The organism is Streptomyces sp. A18 (assembly GCF_059026065.1).
On the sequence record NZ_JBWLKL010000015.1, the window covers coordinates 1 to 16,976 of the forward strand.

The following is a 16,976-nucleotide window of genomic DNA, read 5'->3' on the forward strand; positions in this document are numbered from 1 at the left end:
TGTGGAGCTAAGGAGAATTGAACTCCTGACCTCCTGCATGCCATGCAGGCGCTCTACCAACTGAGCTATAGCCCCTTGCGTTCCTCCCGCTCGGCGGGCGAACAAGAAGAACTTTAGCCTGCGACGAGCCGGAATGTGAAATCCGGGTGACGGGCCCTCCCGGGCCCTGTGACCAGCGGCTCAGGCACCCGCACTCGCACCGGCCCGGCTCAGGGCTAATCGTCGTCGCCGAGCACCGGCTCCGGCAGCGTGCCGGCGTTGTGCTCGAGCAGGCGCCAGCCCCGCGCGCCCTGGCCGAGCACCGACCAGCAGCAGTTGGAGAGCCCGCCGAGGCCCTCCCAGTGGTGGGACTCAAGGCCGAGCAGGCGGCCGATGGTGGTGCGGATCGTGCCGCCGTGGCTGACCACCACGAGCGTGCCGTCCTCCGGCAGCTTCTCGGCATGGCGCAGCACGATCGGCGCGGCCCGGTCGGCGACCTCGGTCTCGAGCTCGCCGCCGCCGCGGCGCACCGATTCGCCGCGCTTCCACGCGTCGTACTGGTCGCCGAAGCGCGTGATGATCTCGTCGTGCGTCAGGCCCTGCCATTCACCGGCGTACGTCTCCTGGAGGCCCTGCTCGTGCGTGACCTCCAGGCCGGTGAGGGCAGCGAGCTCACTCGCGGTGGCCGCCGCCCGCTTGAGGTCGGACGCCACGATGGCGTCCGGCTTCAGCGAGGCGAGCAGCCGGGCGGCGCGCTTGGCCTGCGAGACACCTGTATCGGTCAGATCGATGTCCGTGGAGCCCTGGAAGCGACGCTCCAGGTTCCAGGCCGTCTGGCCATGCCGCCACAGGACGATCCGGCTGCCGCGGTTGGTCACCGCAGCTCACCGTCCAGGTCGGCGGCCTCCTCCGCGGCGCGCTGCTCGGCGTGCTCGGCGGCCTTGCCGCGGGTCGCGACGGCGTCCGAGGGGAGCTCGATCTCGGGGCAGTCCTTCCAGAGGCGCTCGAGGGCGTAGAAGACACGCTCCTCGCTGTGCTGGACGTGCACCACGATGTCCACGTAGTCCAGGAGGACCCAGCGGGCTTCGCGGTCGCCCTCGCGGCGCACCGGCTTGACGCCGAGCTCCTTGCTGAGCCGCTCCTCGATCTCGTCGACGATCGACTTGACCTGGCGGTCGTTGGGCGCGGATGCGAGCAGGAACGCGTCCGTGATCGACAGCACGTCGCTGACGTCGTACGCGATGATGTCGTGGGCGAGCTTGTCGGCGGCCGACTGTGCGGCGACCTTGATGAGCTCGATGGAGCGGTCCGTGGCGGTCACTAGTGAGCTTTCCTTCAGGTGGTCAAGACACACCAAGGGTCTCACGGACCGCCGACAGCACTCCCGGCGATCGCTCGATCACCCAGTCTGCTGCGTCACCCGGGCCGGGAGTCGTCTCCCGGCCCGGGTCCGCGCCGGTCATCCCGCGTCGTAGTCCTGGCCGAGGACCACCGACACATCCGCGTTCGGTGCGGTCTTGCCCTTGCGGACCGCGCTGTCCGGCAGCCCCAGGGTCTTGGCGACCTCGGCGGCCTGCGTCTTCTTGCCCGCGTCGGCGTACGTGACCTGCGAAGCCGCCTGGGCCGTGGATCCCGCGCCGCTGTCGACGAAGGTGTAGCCGCCGTTGACCAGCGAGATCCGCGCGTCCTGCCCGGCGCCCTTGCTCCCGGAGGCGTTCTTGACCCCGACCCGTAGGGCCGCGCCCTTCTCCGGGCTCTTGACCGCGCCGCCGAGGACCTCCTTGACCACGTTCGTGCTCGCCGCTTGCGAGAGCGTCCCGTCCTGCTGCACCGGGAGCAGCTCCGTGGAGTAGTCGCCGCCCTTCGCGCGGTCGGCGAGCTTGGCGAGGAAGGCGCCGAGGTCCTTCTCCTTGAGCGAGGGGTCCAGGATCTGCGCCAGCGACTGGACGGTCGTCGTCGCGGCCTGCGGGTCGGACGACAGCTTCCGCAGGACGCCCTGCATGACCTGGCCGAACCGCTTGAGCTGCGCGGTCTCGGACTCGCCGGACGCGCGGTAGGTGGCGTACGCGACGGCCATCGGGCCGCTCAGGGTCTGCTGCTCGCCCTTCTTCACGAGGGGCGCCTGGCCCTTCTTGGCCTTGGGGTCCGGAACGTTCGCGTCCGTGTCGACGTCGATGTTGCCGACCAGCTCGACGAGGTTGTTCAGGTAAGGGGTGTCGAGCCGCCACGTGCCCTCGACCTGGGTGCCGAGCAGACCGTCGATCGACTCGCGGGTGCCGGTCGAACCGTCGTCGTCGACCGACTTGCCGAGCGTCGTTCCCGCGGCGTCGTCGTCGGTCACGGAGAGGGAGTTGGGCAGCAGGACCGTCGTGCCGCGCTTGGCCGTGGTGTTGTTCACCAGGAGCGCCGTGGAGGTGCCGCCCCCCTTGGTGTTGTGCAGGTGGACGACGATCACGTCGCGATTCTGCGGTCCGGCCGCCGCGGTGGCATCGCCGGACGCGTCGTCCGACAGGCCGGGCAGTTTGCCCGCGTACCAGAGGTAGCCGACGCCGCCCGCGATCACGAGCGCGAACACCACGACGAGCGCGACGACCCGGGAGCGCCCGCGCCGCTTGGCCTCTTCGCGCCGCTCGGTGCGGCTCTCGGTGAACTTCAGCCAGTCGATGACGTCTTCGGACTCTTCGTCCGGCTCCTCGATGAAGGAGAACTGCTGCGTCTCGTAGGCGGGATCGCGCTCCGGCGCACGCCGGGGCTCGGCTTCGGGCACCGGTTCCGGCTCAGGCTCCGGCTCCGGCTGGCGCGACTGCTGCGGAATCCAGCCGGCCTGCGTCTGCTGGGCGGCCTGCTGCGGGGGCTGCTGGTACGCCTGCTGCTGGTCGTACGTGCCGTACGAACCGGAGTCGTACGAAGAGTCGTACGGAGGCACGGGAGCCTGCTGCCCGGTCGCGTACGGGTCGTACCCGTAACCCTGCGGCTGCTGTTGCGGCTGTTGTTGTTGCGGCGGCTGCGGCTGCTGCTGCTGCGCAACATGAGGCACCTGCTGGTACACCGGCTGCCCATACTCGTCGTACCCGACGACCTGGTACTGATCAGCCGCGTACTCGCCCGCGTACGGGTCGCCGCCCGCATACGGGTCGTACTGTCGGTCGTTCACCGGTGCCCCTCTCGGCTCAATCGCCGCGGTACAGCTCGCGCTTGTCGATATAACGCACCACACCGTCCGGCACCAGGTACCAGACGGGGTCTCCCTTGGCGACCCGCGCACGGCAGTCCGTGGACGAGATGGCGAGCGCCGGGACCTCGACCAGCGAGACACCGCCCGCCGGCAGGCCCGGGTCGGCCAGCGTATGGCCGGGCCGGGTGACCCCGATGAAGTGCGCCAGGGAGAACAGCTCTTCGGTGTAGCGCCAGGTGAGGATCTGACCGAGGGCGTCGGCGCCCGTGATGAAGAAGAGGTCCGTGTCGGGGTTGAGCGTGCGCAGATCGCGCAGCGTGTCCGTCGTGTAGGTCGGTCCGCCGCGGTCGATGTCGATGCGGCTCACCGAGAACTGTGGGTTCTCGGCCGTCGCGATGACCGTCATCAGATAACGGTCCTCGGCCGGGGACACCGCCTTGTCGCTCTTCTGCCACGGCTGCCCGGTCGGCACGAACACCACCTCGTCGAGGTGGAACTGCGCGGCGACCTCCTGGGCCGCCACCAGGTGTCCGTGGTGGATCGGGTCAAACGTTCCGCCCATGACGCCCAGGCGGCGCTTGCCCTTGCTGGCCGGGCCGGTACCGAGACCGGTAGGCATGTCCTGCTCTCCCATGCGTGCAGACCCTACCGGCCCGGTCGACGGGCTCTGTTTCAGCCGTCCGGTCCGTGAGACCGCTCAGCGGTTCGGTCAGCGGTTCGGTCAGCGGTCCCGGTTGAAGCGCGTGGTGATCCACAGGAGCAGCATCAGCGCGACGAACGCGCCACCGCCGGTGATCAGAGGACTGATGCTTGCGTGCTCGTCGACGTGCTTGCCCTCGGAGGCGAGAGTGACCAGCTGGGAGGCGGTGCTGTGGAGGCTCATCGTCGGCAGGACCTATCCGGAGGTGGGCGGGACAAAGACTTGGGGGCCATCGTATGCGGGAGCACCGGCCGAGCTCACGCCGACTCAGCCGTTGCGGTCCGCGCGGTCGCCCTGGTCGCCCCCGCCGGGAAGGTCTTCGCCGCGCTCGGCGTCACCGCTCCGGTGCTCGGCGTCACCGCTCCGGTGCTCGGCCTCGTCGCTCCGGTGCTCGGCGTCACCGCCCGAGCGCTCGGCGTCGGCACCCTGCTTGTAGCCCCGCAGCAGGAACCACGCCATGAGCACGCAGCCGACGACCATGACGATGAGCACGACGCGCAGCAGATTGCCCGCACCCTGCTCCTTGGCGGCCAGGCCGGCCGCCTCCGTGACCCAGTGGTGGGCTGCGGCGCTGTGCTCCATGACGGCCATGACGGGCGACTCCATTCGCTGTGCTGCCCTGTCACGGTATCTCCGCCTAGGCTGGGTCCCACCTCGGGGGCATGACTGGACGAGCATGGGGGATGGGGCATGACCGACGACAACGACCACGGCCAGCAGGACGGTGGCCACGAGAACGGCCACGAGAACGTGCCGAGCAGGCAGCGCAGGCGCTTCCCCGGCATCTCGTCACGGGCGTACGAACACCCGGCGGACCGTTCGGCCCTGGTGGCCCTGCGCAAGCTCACCGGCTTCGACACCGTCTTCAAGGCGCTCAGCGCGCTGCTCCCGGAGCGGAGCCTGCGGCTCCTGTTCCTCTCCGACTCCGTACGGGTCTCCGACGCGCAGTTCGCGCACCTGAACACCATGCTGCGGGACGCCTGCTACATCCTGGACCTGGAGAAGGTCCCGCCGATGTACGTGAACCAGGACCCGAACCCGAACGCGATGTGCATCGGCCTGGACGAGCCGATCATCGTGGTGACCACGGGTCTCGTCGAGCTGCTCGACGAGGAGGAGATGCGCGCGGTCGTCGGCCACGAGGTGGGCCACGCACTCTCGGGCCACTCGGTGTACCGGACGATACTGCTCTTCCTCACGAACCTCGCGCTCAAGGTCGCCTGGATCCCGCTCGGCAATGTCGCGATCATGGCGATCGTGACCGCCCTGCGCGAGTGGTTCCGCAAGTCCGAGCTGTCGGCGGACCGTGCGGGGCTCCTGGTGGGCCAGGACCTGAAGGCGTCGATGCGGGGCCTGATGAAGATCGCGGGCGGCAACCACCTGCACGAGATGAACGTGGACGCGTTCCTGGAGCAGGCCAAGGAGTACGAGGCGGGGGGCGACCTGCGGGACTCGGTCCTGAAGATCCTTAACGTCCTGCCGCGTACGCACCCCTTCACCACCGTGCGCGCCGCCGAGCTGAAGAAGTGGGCCGAGACCCGCGACTACCAGCGGATCATGGACGGCCACTACCCGCGCCGCGACGAGGACAAGGACACCTCGGTGTCGGACTCCTTCCGTCAGTCGGCTTCCAGCTACGCGGACGACGTGCGCCACAGCAAGGACCCGCTGATGAAGCTGGTCAACGACATCGCGGGCGGCGCGGGCGACCTGGGCGGCAAGCTGCGCGGCAAGTTCACCGGACAGGGCGGACAGGGCGGGCAGGGCGGACAGGGCCCCACCGACACCGAGGACAAGTAACCCTCAGAACCCTCACACCGAAGGCTGGGCGGTAGCGGAGAGCGAGCCGCACAGCGCCGTGGCGTCACCCGTCGCGTACGGGTCGGTGCCCGCGGGGCCGCCCGCCTTCGCCTTCTGCCCGGCGAGCAGCGGCCGCAGCTGGTTGGCGACGTCGGCGGAGCAGGCGAGCGGCCCTGCCTGCATGTACGACACGAGCAGCTCGGCCTGGCGCATGCGCAGGTCGTCGCGGTCGAAGCGGAACTGCAGCTCGCGGCGGACGGTGAAGAGCGAGGCCTTGGCGTGCTCGCCCTTGCCGGCCGGCCGCAGCGCGTACACGAAGGTGTGGTCCGAGGTCACCTCGAGGGTGTTCTTGTCCGTCTCGGTGGCGTGCAGCGTGCCGTGGACCCGGATGCCGGGCGAGGCGAGGGCCGTCTTCGTCGGGTCGAACCGCACCAGCCAGCCGGTGGGCGCGTGCCGTCCGTCCGCCGCCGGGTGCGCGAAGCTCTCGTCGAACTGGTCGAGCTGCTGCGGGTCCAGCAGGATGCGCGCGGAGCGCACGGCGCCGCCGGTGAGGACGTCCGGGTCGAGCGAGGACTCGACCAGATAGTCCTTGGCGGTGGTCAGCGCGGCCATCACCTGGCTGTCCGAGAAGTGCGGGGTGCGCCGCGCCGCAGGGAGGTTGATGCCCGAAGCGCCCGTGCGGAACTGCGCGGCCGGGCTGTGCTCGTACAGATCGGCCGGCTTCTCGGCGCCGGGCACGGGGCCCGGCGGGGCGAGCGGTATGACCGTCATCCGCAGCGGCTCGGGGCGCTGGGCGACCGGGGCTTCGTACGGGTGGCGTACGCCCATGTAGATCGCGGTGCCGAAGGCGACGGCGATCAGCAGGACGAGGATCACGGCCTGTTTGGAGAGGTGTCGGTGTTGCGCCGGACGGCGGCGCACCGCGTGCGTGTGATCGCCCATGCGCTCCTGCGCGGAGTACTCCTGGAGCCGTGCGGCGCGGACGAACGACTCGTCGAAGACGACGGATCGGTACTCGTCCTCACCACCGGCGGGAGCGCCCTCGGGGGTCCCCTCGGGTGGTTCTCCTGGCCCGCCCATACCTTCAGGGTAGGTCTCAGCGCGGTCAGGTAAACGCCCTGGTACACGAGAAATCCTGTCAACTTCTCACGGGATGCGCGGCGTCGCGGACACGGGCGGTGGGCCGTACTCCGCGGAGGCGGAGGGCTCCGTGGAGACGGGGGGCGGGATCCGGTCCTGGCGGCCCGTCGACGCGCCGCGGTAGACCGCCGTGAAGGCGAGCGCGACCATGCCGATGCCCATCAGGAGGGCGAGCATCCAGGCGACGGGTCGGTGCCAGCGGTTGTGGCCTCCATAGACACCCGGCCGGCCGTACCCGTCGTCCGTGAACTCCCGTTCGTACACGTCGTCGAGGTCCGGGTCGTGGCCGAACTCGCCGCCGTCGTCCTGGCCGAAGCCCTCGTCGTACAGGTCGTCCTCGGGCGACTCGCGGCCCGAACCCCGGGTACGGGCGCGGCGGTTCTCGGCCTCGGAGGCCTCGGCGCGCGCCTGGGCGGCAGCCAACAGCCGCTCCACCGCGGTGGGTTCATGGACTTCGGCGGCCTTGACGAAGTCCTCGTCGAAGACCACGGAGGCGAACTCTTCGTCCGCACCCCCGTGGTCGCGGTCGTCGTCGGGCTCCCAGCCGTCAGGAAACGACGGCGTGCCCCCCACGTCCTCCGGCACCCTTCCAGCGTAGACCCGGAAGGGGCAATCTGGGCAGACGGTACGGGAATTGGGCTCGTGCGGGAATTCAGCGGGTGTGGCCGTCCCCGGTGACGATGTACTTCGTCGACGTCAGCTCGGGAAGCCCCATCGGGCCCCGGGCGTGCAGCTTCTGCGTGGAGATGCCGATCTCGGCGCCGAAGCCGAACTGGCCGCCGTCCGTGAAACGCGTGGAGGCGTTCACGGCGACCGTCGTGGAGTCCACGAGCTGCGTGAAGCGGCGCGCGGCCTGCTGCGAGGTGGTGACGATCGCCTCGGTGTGCCCGGAGGTCCACAGGCGGATGTGCTCGACGGCCTGCTCCAGGGAGTCGACGATGCCCGCCGCGATGTCGTACGAGAGGTACTCGGTCTCCCAGTCCTCCGTGGTCGCGGGCACGACGGTGGCCTTCGAGGCGTCGGCGTACGCGATGGCCCGCTCGTCGGCGTGCACGGTGACCCCGGCCTCGGCCAGGGCGTCCAGGGCGCGCGGCAGGAAGGCGTCGGCGATGTCCGCGTGCACCAGGAGGGTCTCGGCGGCATTGCAGACGCTGGGGCGCTGCGCCTTGGAGTTGATGAGGATGTCGACGGCCATGTCGATGTCGGCCTTCGCGTCCACGTAGACGTGGCAGTTGCCGGTGCCGGTCTCGATGACCGGGACGGTGGACTCCTCGACGACGGTCTTGATCAGGGAGGCGCCGCCGCGCGGGATGAGGACGTCGACGAGGCCGCGGGCGCGCATCAGCTCGCGCACGGAGTCACGGTTCTCGCCCGGCACGAGCTGGACGGCGTCGGCGGGCAGGCCCGCTCCGTGGACGGCGTCGCGCAGCACGCGGACGAGCGCGGTGTTCGATTCGTACGCCGATGACGAGCCCCGCAGGAGCACCGCGTTGCCGGACTTCAGGCAGAGGGCGGCGGCGTCCACGGTGACGTTCGGGCGGGCCTCGTAGATGATCCCGACGACGCCGAGCGGGACGCGGACCTGGCGCAGGTCGATGCCGTTCGGCAGCGTCGAGCCGCGGACGACCTCGCCGACGGGGTCCGGCAGCGCCGCCACGTCGCGCACGTCGGCGGCGATGGCGCGGACCCGCTCCGGGGTGAGCGTCAGGCGGTCGACGATCGACTCGCTGGTCCCGGCCTCACGGGCACGGGCGGTGTCCTTGCCGTTCGCCTCGATGATCTCGGCGGTGCGGACCTCCAGGGCGTCGGCGATCGCCAGGAGCGCGTCGTCCTTGGCGGCGCGCGGCAGCGGCGCGAGCGTCGCGGCGGCGCCGCGGGCGCGGTAGGCGGCCTGGGCGACGGGCGAGAGGTTGTCGTACGGCAAGCCCGAGAACAAGGGAGGGAGGGACGTCATGCCCGCAGCGTAATGGGGAGCGGCCACGGTCCACCCGCTGTTTCAGCAGCCGAGACCACGGTGCTCACGACGGCTCGAAAAGCAGGACGGCTCAAAAAGGGTGCACGCCCACCGGGGTCGCCGGCAGCGGACCGTACCCCTCCGCGATCCGCTGGTGGTACGTGTCGCGGTCGATCACTTCGAGCCCCACGATCTCCCACGGCGGCAGCTGCGCGCTCTGCCGGTGCTCGCCCCAGAGCCGGAGCGCCACCGCGGCCGCGTCGTGCAGGTCGCGGGCCTCTTCCCAGTACCGGATCTCCGCGTGGTCGGGGGCGTACCTGCTGGTCAGCAGAAAGGGGTGGTCGTGGGCGAGCTGCTCGAGGCCTCGCCTGACCTCCTTCAGCGGGGCTTTCGCCCCCGAGACGCTCAGGGTGACGTGCCACAGACGGGGCGCCTCCACCGTCTCGCCCTCCTGCCTCTCGTCGGTCTCGGCCGCCGCTCGCGTCTCGGTGTACGTCGCCCCCGCGGCGACGCTGGTCAGGGACCGCTCAGCGGACGCGCGGGACGACGCTCCCGGGCGCACTCGTCTCACGACGGCCTCCTCTACGCAATGGGGGTGCGGATACGCAATGGTCGTGCGGAAGTGTCTGGAACAAAGTTGAGCAGGCCAAGCGCCCCCGCGGGGCCGTTTTGGGGAGTTTCACCTCGCAGGGGCCGGTCGGCGCACGGCGTTCGCGCCTGTTTTCGGCCGGGTCACCACTGGGGCGGCTGTGACTCCTGGGACGACAGACACCACTGTCCGCGGGGGCTGCGCGGGGCTGTGACCGCTAGTCGTGCAGCAGCGCGAGGTCGTCGCGGTGCACCACTTCCCGCTCGTACGCCGGTCCGAGCTCCCGCGCGAGCTCCCGCGTGGAACGGCCGAGGAGCTGCGGGAGCTCCTTGGCGTCGAAGTTCACCAGCCCGCGCGCCACGGCACGTCCCGAGGTGTCCCGCAGCTCGACGGGATCGCCCGCGGCGAAGTCTCCCTCGACCGCCGCGATCCCTGCCGGCAGCAGCGATTTGCGCCCCTCGACGATCGCGCGCACCGCGCCGTCGTCGAGCGTGAGCGCGCCTTGCGGCTCCGACGCGTGCTGGAGCCACAGGAGCCGGTCGCCGGTGCGGCGGCCCGTGCGGTGGAAGTACGTCCCGGTGTCGCGGCCCGCGAGGGCGTCGGCGGCGTGGGTCGCGGAGGTGAGCACGACCGGGATCCCGGCGGCCGCGGCGATCCGCGCCGCCTCGACCTTGGTGACCATGCCGCCGGTGCCGACGCCCGCCTTGCCCGCGCTGCCGATCTGGACGTGCGCTATGTCGGCGGGGCCCGTGACCTCGGTGATCCTGGAGCTGCCGGGCTTGGACGGGTCACCGTCGTAGAGGCCGTCCACGTCCGAGAGCAGGACGAGGAGGTCGGCGTGGACGAGGTGAGCGACGAGGGCGGCGAGCCGGTCGTTGTCGCCGAAGCGGATCTCGTCCGTGGCCACGGTGTCGTTCTCGTTCACGACGGGCAGCGCGCCCATCGCGAGGAGCTGGTCGAGGGTGCGGGACGCGTTGCGGTGGTGGGCACGCCGTGCCATGTCGTCGGAGGTGAGGAGCACCTGCCCGACGCGTACGCCGTACCGGGCGAAGGAAGCGGTGTAGCGGGCCACGAGAAGCCCTTGGCCGACGCTGGCGGCCGCCTGCTGCCTCGCGAGGTCCTTGGGGCGCCTGCGCAGGCCCAGCGGCGAGAGACCGGCGGCGATGGCACCGGACGAGACGAGCACGATCTCGCGCTCGCCGCCGCTGCGGCTCTTGGCGAGCACGTCAACGAGGGCGTCAACGCGATCGGCGTCCAGGCCCCCCGACGCGGTGGTCAGGGACGAGGACCCGACCTTGACGACAACCCTGTGGGCCCCTGCGACGCCCGCCCGTCTCCCACCACCGCCCTCAACCGAGGCCCTTCGGGCCCACCCTGCATCCTGACTTGCCCCAGCCACGCACTTCCCCAATGATCCCGAAGATCCCATTCCCTGCCGGACCAGCAATCTACGCGAGTGAGGGGGTGCGGTGCCCGCGCATTTCGAGGGGCGGACCCACGAGCCCTCCGAGGCGATTCCCACCCCCGAGGTTCAGTACCTTTGCCCCTTAATCCGGTGATTGTCCTCACGGAAGATTGCTAGAGAGCCACCGCACGTCATACGGTCAGTGGTCGACTTCCCCCCATCCGGTCCCCCACCGGTGCCCCATCCGATCCCCCGCCAGGAGCCCAAGCCCGTGCCCTCTGCCGGACTCGCATCCCGCCGCATCGTGCAGCTCTCCGCGCTGTTCGCGATGTTCGCGCTCTTCACGGCCCAGCTCGTCAGCGCGCTGGTCCCGTATGTACCGGTGTTCATCGCCGCGTCGGCGGCGAACCTCGCGCTCGACGTCTATCTGCAGTACAAGCAGCCGGGGCTCCTCTCCCTCCTTGGCAAGATCCGGTTCGATGTCACCGTCAGGCAGCTCCTGCGCGACATGCTGATCCTGGTCGGCCTGCTGCGCATCGACGGCATCGAGCCGCTGGCCGAGCAGTCGCCGCTGACGATCTCGCTGCTCGCCTTCTACTTCCTGCACTTCGGCTGCCAGGCCACCGCCATACTGGTGCGCCGCAGGCGCCAGCTGCCGATCGTCACGCGCAACATCGACACGTCGGCGCTGCACCTGACCGCGGCCCCGCCGCGGATCCTCTCGCGCCGCCAGGCCCACCGCCTGCTCACGTTCTCGATCCCCGCCACGGCCGGCATGGTGGTCACCGCGGGCACCACGGACGCGTACTGGGGCGGCATCGGCGTCGGCATCTCCATCGCCCTGATGGGCCTCGGCGCCCTCTACCTCGCCACGTGGCTGCTCCCCAAGAAGCGCGCGAAGAACGACGAGAAGGTCATGGAGTGGCTGGACAACTGGCTGGCCGAGTACCAGCCGTCCGTCGCGATGTACTTCTCGGGCGGCTCCACGTCGGCGTACCAGGCGAACATGTGGCTCTCCACACTCGGCAAGCTCGACGGCAAGCCGCTGATCGTGCTGCGTGAGCGGTTCATGGTGCAGAAGATCGACGCGACGGACGTCCCGATCATCTGCTTCCCGAAGGTCGCGACGATGTTCTCCCTGGAGACCTCGACGCTGAAGATGATGCTGCACCCGGCGAACGCCGCGAAGACCTCGCAGGTCCTGCGCATCCCCACGATCAAGCACGCCTTCATCAACCACGGCGAGAGTGACAAGCTGTCCTCCTGCAACCCGTACGCGAAGGCGTACGACGAGGTGTGGGTGGCGGGCCCGGCCGCGCGCGACCGCTACCAGGCCGCCGACGTCGGCGTCGACGACAAGGACGTGGTCGAGGTCGGCCGCCCCCAGCTGTCCCCGATCCTGCGCTCGACGGGCGCCCCCACGGGCCCGTTCACGACCGTTCTGTACGCCCCCACCTGGGAGGGCTGGGACGGCAACCCCGGCAACACCTCGGTGACCCTCGCGGGCGAGAACATCGTCCGGCACCTGCTGGCCGACCCCGGCGTACGGCTCATCTACAAGCCGCACCCGATGACCGGCTCGCAGGACCCCCGCGCGGGCGCGGCGAACGAGCGCATCAAGGCGATGATCCGCGAGGCCGCCGCCAAGCGTTCGGGCGAGCGTCCCGGCCAGGAGGCGTTGGCCGAACTGTCGTTGCGCACCGCCGAGTTGGACCGTCTGACCTCGACCGCGTTCCGTAAGAGCGTGGACGAGATGGAGCGGATGATGCTCCAGGGCACGCCGGACGGCGACCAGCAGGCGGCCGTCGCCGAGGCGACGGCGGCGTGGGAGACGGCGTACTGGGCGTCGTTCCCCGAGTGGGAGCACCAGATCATCACCACCGCGCGCCCGGCGATCTTCTCGTGCTTCAACCAGGCGGACCTGCTGATCAGTGATGTCTCCTCGGTCGTCTCCGACTGGCTGACGAGCGAGAAGCCGTACGCCGTCGCCAACACGTCCGGCATGTCCGAGGCGGACTTCCGCGCGGGCTTCCCGACGGTGAGCGCGGCGGCGATCCTCTCCCCGACCGCCGAGGACATCCCGGCGCTCCTGGAGGCCGTCCGGTCCCCGGAGAAGGACACGCACGCCGACGCCCGCCTGGCCCTCAAGGAGCACCTCCTGGGCCCCTCGGACCCGCCCTCGCTGGTCCGCTTCAACCAGGCGGCCCTCACGCTCTCGGCCAAGGCCGACGAGCGCCGCATCCGCATGGCGACCCGCATCGACGCGGAGATCCCCGGCCAGCGGGCAGCGGAGGACGCGGCAGAGGAAGCCGAGTCCGACCCAACGGAATCAAACGGCGCAGAAGACACGGTCACGGCGTAAGCGGAGCGCCCCACAAGGGGCGCTCGGAACTGCGCGATCAACCACAACGCACCCGCACGGTGTACGAACAACAGAAGGGCCCCCGGAGCCGAAGCTCCGGGGGCCCCTCTCACTGTCCAGGGCGCCCCCACCAAGGCAAAAGCCTAGAACGGCTCGAAGTCGTCGTACGCCTTCTCCGCATCGTCCCGCTCGCTGTCCCGGTCCCGCCGCCGCTGCGCCGCAGGCCTCGGCGCCTCGAGCCGGTGGTCCTCGCCACGCCGGCCCAGCATCTCCGCACCGGCCATCACCGAGGGCTCCCAGTCGAAGACGACCGCGTTCTCCTCCGGGCCGATGGCGACGCCGTCGCCCGTGCGGGCGCCCGCCTTCATCAGCTCTTCCTCGACGCCGAGGCGGTTGAGGCGGTCCGCGAGGTAGCCGACGGCCTCGTCGTTGTTGAAGTCAGTCTGCCGCACCCAGCGCTCGGGCTTCTCGCCGCGCACGCGGTAGATGCCGTCGTCGCCGAGCTTGACGGTGAAGCCCGCGTCGTCCACGGCCTTGGGCCGGATGACGATACGGGTCGCCTCCTCCTTCGGCTTCGCGGCACGCGCCGCGGCCACGACCTCGGCGAGCGCGAAGGACAGCTCCTTGAGCCCCTTGTGCGCCACGGCCGACACCTCGAAGACGCGGTAGCCGCGCGCCTCCAGGTCGGGCCGGACCAGGTCGGCGAGGTCCTGGCCGTCCGGTACGTCGATCTTGTTCAGGACGACGACACGCGGCCGGTTCTCCAGGCCGGCGCCGTACTCCCGCAGCTCGGCCTCGATGATGTCGAGGTCGGAGACGGGGTCGCGGTCGGACTCGAGGGTCGCCGTGTCCAGGACGTGCACCAGGACGCTGCACCGCTCGACGTGCCGCAGGAATTCGAGGCCGAGGCCCTTGCCCTGGCTGGCGCCCGGGATCAGACCCGGCACGTCGGCGATCGTGTAGACGGTCGAACCGGCCGTCACCACACCGAGGTTGGGGACGAGCGTCGTGAACGGGTAGTCCGCGATCTTCGGCTTGGCGGCGCTCAGGACCGAGATCAGCGAGGACTTGCCCGCGCTCGGGTAGCCCACGAGCGCGACGTCCGCGACCGTCTTGAGCTCCAGGATGACGTCGCCCGCGTCACCCGGCTCACCGAGGAGCGCGAAGCCGGGCGCCTTGCGGCGGGCCGAGGCGAGTGCCTTGTTGCCCAGGCCGCCGCGGCCGCCCTGCGACGCGACGTACGTCGTGCCCTGGCCGACCAGGTCGGCGAGGACGTTGCCGTCCTTGTCGAGGATGACGGTGCCGTCCGGCACGGGCAGGACGAGGTCCTGGCCGTCCTTGCCGGAGCAGTTGTCACCGGCGCCGGGGGCGCCATTGGTGGCCTTGCGGTGCGGGGAGTGGTGGTAGTCGAGCAGGGTCGTGACCGACTGGTCGACGACCAGGATCACGTCACCGCCACGGCCGCCGTTGCCACCGTCCGGGCCGCCGAGCGGCTTGAACTTCTCACGGTGGACGGAGGCACAGCCGTGGCCCCCGCTACCCGCGGCGACGTGCAGCTCGACGCGGTCCACGAAGGTGGTCATGGGATGTGCCTCCAGAAACATGCGAATGTCAGGGACGAAATGCCCCTAGATGTAACACGCGAAGGGCGGACCCGCTTCCCGACAGGGAAGTGAGGTCCGCCCTCGCGAAGAACCTGTTCTACGGAAGCCTGATTCAGGCGACCGGAACGATGTTCACGACCTTGCGGCCACGGTGCGTGCCGAACTCGACCGCACCGGCGGCCAGCGCGAACAGCGTGTCGTCCTTGCCACGGCCGACGCTCGAGCCGGGGTGGAAGTGGGTGCCACGCTGGCGGACCAGGATCTCACCGGCGTTGACGGTCTGACCGCCGAAGCGCTTCACGCCGAGCCGCTGAGCATTGGAATCGCGCCCGTTCCGAGTGGACGATGCGCCCTTCTTGTGTGCCATGTGTTCTCAGTCCCTTACTTCGCAGCCGTGGGGATACCGGTGACCTTGATCGCCGTGTACTGCTGGCGGTGACCCTGGCGACGGCGGTAGCCGGTCTTGTTCTTGTAGCGAAGGATGTCGATCTTCGCGCCCTTGTGGTGGTCCACGACCTCGGCCGTGACCTTGATACCGGCAAGCACCCACGGGTCACTCGTCACGGCGTCGCCGTCGACAACGAGCAGCGTAGAGAGCTCTACGGTGTCGCCAACCTTGGCGGTGGGAAGCTTGTCAACCTCAACGATGTCGTCGACAGCAACCTTGTGCTGGCGACCACCGCTGCGCACGATGGCGTACACGGATCTCTCTCTCGCTCGGAACGGGACCCCCGCAGTCCAGCCGCCCGCATACGCGGTCGACCTCTCCCGGACGCCAGGCGCCGGAAGGAAAATCAGGTTTACAGGGGTAGGACGTGTCTAGTAACACGCCGACGGTCAAGATTACGGGGCTGGGCCGGACGGGTCAAACCGGCTTCTCGCCGTCCTGCGGCAGCGGCTTGACGCCCTTGCACAGATCGGTGCTGTCGGCCTTCCCGGGCCAGGCCACGGTCCGTACCCGGTCGAAGTGTCCGCGGTACGCGTCGTGCACGGAGTCGTCGTCGATCTTCACGATCGCCTCGTCGTTCTCGCGCAGCGCAGGCGCCGTGTAGTTCTGCGAGCCGGTGAAGGAGAGCTTGTTCACCTTGCCGTCGTACTTCCCGTCGATGAGCAGGTACTTCGAGTGGATGATGTAGGGCGTCACGAGCTTCGTGCCGGGGCGCAGCGGGTCCCGGTCGTCGTTGAAACAGCGCATGGTCGGCCCGCCCGCCTTGTGCAGCGCCTCCCAGGTGCCGGGGGTGCCGCCCTGGCTCTTGGCGCTGTCGGTCTCGGCGTAGACGATGCTGACCGTGCAGCCCGCCTTCTTGAGCGAGACGAGCTTGTCGGCGATCTGCTTCCGGGTGATCTTGAAGATCGAGGCGCGGACGTTGGTGTGCCGGGCCACCCCGGCCGCGTCCTTGTAGTTGCACGTCACGTTGTTCAGGACCGAGTACATCGTGTCGGTCTCGTTGACCGTGCCGGAGCGCGGGAAGAAGTACGCCTTGTAGACGCCGTCGCTGACCGTGCGGTAGTCCCAGTTCCGCCAGTCCTTGCGGATCATGTCGGTGAAGTAGTCGGCGTACGCGTCGTACATCGTCGGGTTGTTCGGGAGCTGCAGCGCGTCGTTGAAGAACTTCGTGTGCGCGGAGGGCGTCGAGTTCGACGTGGTCTGTACGACGACGTCCCTGGCGCCCTCGACCTGTGAGAACAACCAGAACTTGTTGTGCATGATCGACTTGCCGTACTTGGGGTCGCCCAGGCACGACTTGTTCGCCGGGCAGAGCGTCACGAAGGACGACTTCGTCTTGTCCGTGCCCAGCGCCGCCGCGAGCGTGCTGTACGAGGTGTTCGTGGGGCGGTCGCTCCTGCTGGACTCGTCGAGCACCATCTGGACGCGCACGCCGCGGTCCTTGGCCGCCACGAGCGCGTTCACGACCGAGGCCTCCCACACGTGGTAGACGGCGACCTTGATCGTCGAGCCTGGCACCGCGGCGTTCGTCAGGTCGATCAGGCGGGTGCGGATCGCGTACTGCTGCTCGGTGGTGCCCAGCGGATCGTTGAAGATCGGCGCCTCGACCAGGGGCGGCTCCGCGTCCGCCGCCGCCGTCCCCACGGCGCCGACGCTCTGGATGCCCGCCGCCGACAGGACCGTGGCCAGCGCCACGGCCTGGCGTGCGCCCTTGACCTGCTTCGCGGCACGGTGACGTCCCGTGCCTCTCAGGCGACCGTTCGCCATCGTCCATCCCCTCCCCTGACACGAACGGAGCGTCTCCCCAGACACCACGCCCG

The 16,976-nt window shown here is 69.8% G+C and carries 17 protein-coding genes and 1 tRNA gene; 2 read left to right on the top strand and 16 right to left on the bottom strand.

The window, feature by feature from the left end; genetic code table 11:
- Positions 1-2 precede the first annotated feature (2 nt).
- The 7 genes from AC5P1C_RS23235 to AC5P1C_RS23265 form a co-directional block, all read right to left on the bottom strand.
- Positions 3-75 (bottom strand) — tRNA-Ala (locus AC5P1C_RS23235).
- A 140-nt stretch (positions 76-215) separates the two neighbouring features.
- Entirely contained in the window at positions 216-857 is a 642-nt protein-coding gene (locus tag AC5P1C_RS23240; protein ID WP_493867838.1) for a histidine phosphatase family protein, read from the bottom strand.
- Complete coding sequence (gene rsfS, locus AC5P1C_RS23245; RefSeq protein WP_453695302.1) at positions 854-1,300, bottom strand: ribosome silencing factor; 447 nt, start codon at positions 1,298-1,300, stop codon at positions 854-856. The genes AC5P1C_RS23240 and rsfS overlap by 4 nt, the downstream gene beginning before the upstream one ends.
- Positions 1,301-1,438: 138 nt before the next feature.
- On the bottom strand, positions 1,439-3,133 hold the full coding sequence (locus AC5P1C_RS23250; RefSeq protein WP_493867839.1) for an LCP family protein: 1,695 nt from the start codon (positions 3,131-3,133) through the stop codon (positions 1,439-1,441).
- 16 nt (positions 3,134-3,149) lie between these two features.
- Positions 3,150-3,788, bottom strand: coding sequence for a nicotinate-nucleotide adenylyltransferase (gene nadD / locus AC5P1C_RS23255; protein WP_493867840.1), 639 nt, complete (start codon positions 3,786-3,788; stop codon positions 3,150-3,152).
- Positions 3,789-3,875: 87 nt separating this feature from the next.
- Positions 3,876-4,037, bottom strand: coding sequence for a hypothetical protein (locus tag AC5P1C_RS23260; RefSeq protein ID WP_344528407.1), 162 nt, complete (start codon positions 4,035-4,037; stop codon positions 3,876-3,878).
- Positions 4,038-4,121: 84 nt separating this feature from the next.
- Entirely contained in the window at positions 4,122-4,445 is a 324-nt protein-coding gene (locus tag AC5P1C_RS23265; RefSeq protein ID WP_493867962.1) for a hypothetical protein, read from the bottom strand.
- A gap of 99 nt (positions 4,446-4,544) precedes the next feature.
- Between AC5P1C_RS23265 and AC5P1C_RS23270 the strand changes: the two genes are divergently transcribed.
- The gene (locus tag AC5P1C_RS23270; protein ID WP_493867841.1) at positions 4,545-5,654 is read left to right on the top strand and encodes a M48 family metallopeptidase; all 1,110 of its coding nucleotides are present in this window, start codon (positions 4,545-4,547) and stop codon (positions 5,652-5,654) included.
- A gap of 12 nt (positions 5,655-5,666) precedes the next feature.
- Here the strand turns inward: AC5P1C_RS23270 and AC5P1C_RS23275 are convergent, their stop codons facing one another.
- The 5 genes from AC5P1C_RS23275 to proB form a co-directional block, all read right to left on the bottom strand.
- Positions 5,667-6,734, bottom strand: coding sequence for an SCO2583 family membrane protein (locus tag AC5P1C_RS23275; RefSeq protein ID WP_493867842.1), 1,068 nt, complete (start codon positions 6,732-6,734; stop codon positions 5,667-5,669).
- Between the two features lie 66 nt (positions 6,735-6,800).
- On the bottom strand, positions 6,801-7,379 hold the full coding sequence (locus AC5P1C_RS23280; RefSeq protein ID WP_493867843.1) for an SCO2584 family spore wall biosynthesis protein: 579 nt from the start codon (positions 7,377-7,379) through the stop codon (positions 6,801-6,803).
- Positions 7,380-7,446: 67 nt separating this feature from the next.
- Complete coding sequence (locus tag AC5P1C_RS23285) at positions 7,447-8,748, bottom strand: glutamate-5-semialdehyde dehydrogenase (RefSeq protein ID WP_493867844.1); 1,302 nt, start codon at positions 8,746-8,748, stop codon at positions 7,447-7,449.
- Positions 8,749-8,839: 91 nt separating this feature from the next.
- A complete protein-coding gene (locus AC5P1C_RS23290; protein WP_493867845.1) occupies positions 8,840-9,319 on the bottom strand; it encodes a DUF8830 family protein in 480 nt (159 codons plus the stop codon).
- Positions 9,320-9,554: 235 nt separating this feature from the next.
- Complete coding sequence (proB, locus tag AC5P1C_RS23295) at positions 9,555-10,766, bottom strand: glutamate 5-kinase (RefSeq protein WP_493867846.1); 1,212 nt, start codon at positions 10,764-10,766, stop codon at positions 9,555-9,557.
- 247 nt (positions 10,767-11,013) lie between these two features.
- On the opposite strand from proB, the gene AC5P1C_RS23300 reads away from it, so the two are divergent.
- Positions 11,014-13,104, top strand: a complete 2,091-nt coding sequence (locus AC5P1C_RS23300) for a hypothetical protein (protein ID WP_493867847.1) — start codon at positions 11,014-11,016, stop codon at positions 13,102-13,104.
- A 143-nt stretch (positions 13,105-13,247) separates the two neighbouring features.
- Here the strand turns inward: AC5P1C_RS23300 and obgE are convergent, their stop codons facing one another.
- The 4 genes from obgE to AC5P1C_RS23320 all read right to left on the bottom strand — a co-directional run bounded on the left by obgE (position 13,248) and on the right by AC5P1C_RS23320 (position 16,923).
- Positions 13,248-14,687: a GTPase ObgE gene (gene obgE, locus AC5P1C_RS23305; protein ID WP_493867848.1), complete on the bottom strand. Its 1,440-nt coding sequence runs from the start codon at positions 14,685-14,687 to the stop codon at positions 13,248-13,250.
- Positions 14,688-14,820: 133 nt separating this feature from the next.
- Complete coding sequence (gene rpmA / locus AC5P1C_RS23310) at positions 14,821-15,075, bottom strand: 50S ribosomal protein L27 (protein ID WP_160505003.1); 255 nt, start codon at positions 15,073-15,075, stop codon at positions 14,821-14,823.
- Positions 15,076-15,089: 14 nt separating this feature from the next.
- Positions 15,090-15,410 carry a 50S ribosomal protein L21 gene (rplU, locus tag AC5P1C_RS23315; RefSeq protein WP_160505004.1) on the bottom strand — a complete coding sequence of 107 codons (321 nt, stop codon included), beginning with the start codon at positions 15,408-15,410 and terminating at the stop codon, positions 15,090-15,092.
- A 163-nt stretch (positions 15,411-15,573) separates the two neighbouring features.
- Entirely contained in the window at positions 15,574-16,923 is a 1,350-nt protein-coding gene (locus AC5P1C_RS23320; protein WP_493867849.1) for a phospholipase D-like domain-containing protein, read from the bottom strand.
- Positions 16,924-16,976: the final 53 nt, after the last annotated feature.

Excerpts from the sequence above, each read along its gene's own strand:
- nadD (WP_493867840.1), bottom strand. The coding sequence starts at position 3,788 with ATGGGAGAGCAGGACATGCCTACCGGTCTCGGTACCGGCCCGGCCAGC.
- AC5P1C_RS23260 (WP_344528407.1), bottom strand. The coding sequence starts at position 4,037 with ATGAGCCTCCACAGCACCGCCTCCCAGCTGGTCACTCTCGCCTCCGAG.
- AC5P1C_RS23265 (WP_493867962.1), bottom strand. The coding sequence starts at position 4,445 with ATGGCCGTCATGGAGCACAGCGCCGCAGCCCACCACTGGGTCACGGAG.
- AC5P1C_RS23270 (WP_493867841.1), top strand. The coding sequence starts at position 4,545 with ATGACCGACGACAACGACCACGGCCAGCAGGACGGTGGCCACGAGAAC.
- AC5P1C_RS23275 (WP_493867842.1), bottom strand. The coding sequence starts at position 6,734 with ATGGGCGGGCCAGGAGAACCACCCGAGGGGACCCCCGAGGGCGCTCCC.
- AC5P1C_RS23285 (WP_493867844.1), bottom strand. The coding sequence starts at position 8,748 with ATGACGTCCCTCCCTCCCTTGTTCTCGGGCTTGCCGTACGACAACCTC.
- proB (WP_493867846.1), bottom strand. The coding sequence starts at position 10,766 with ATGGGATCTTCGGGATCATTGGGGAAGTGCGTGGCTGGGGCAAGTCAG.
- obgE (WP_493867848.1), bottom strand. The coding sequence starts at position 14,687 with ATGACCACCTTCGTGGACCGCGTCGAGCTGCACGTCGCCGCGGGTAGC.
- rpmA (WP_160505003.1), bottom strand. The coding sequence starts at position 15,075 with ATGGCACACAAGAAGGGCGCATCGTCCACTCGGAACGGGCGCGATTCC.
- AC5P1C_RS23320 (WP_493867849.1), bottom strand. The coding sequence starts at position 16,923 with ATGGCGAACGGTCGCCTGAGAGGCACGGGACGTCACCGTGCCGCGAAG.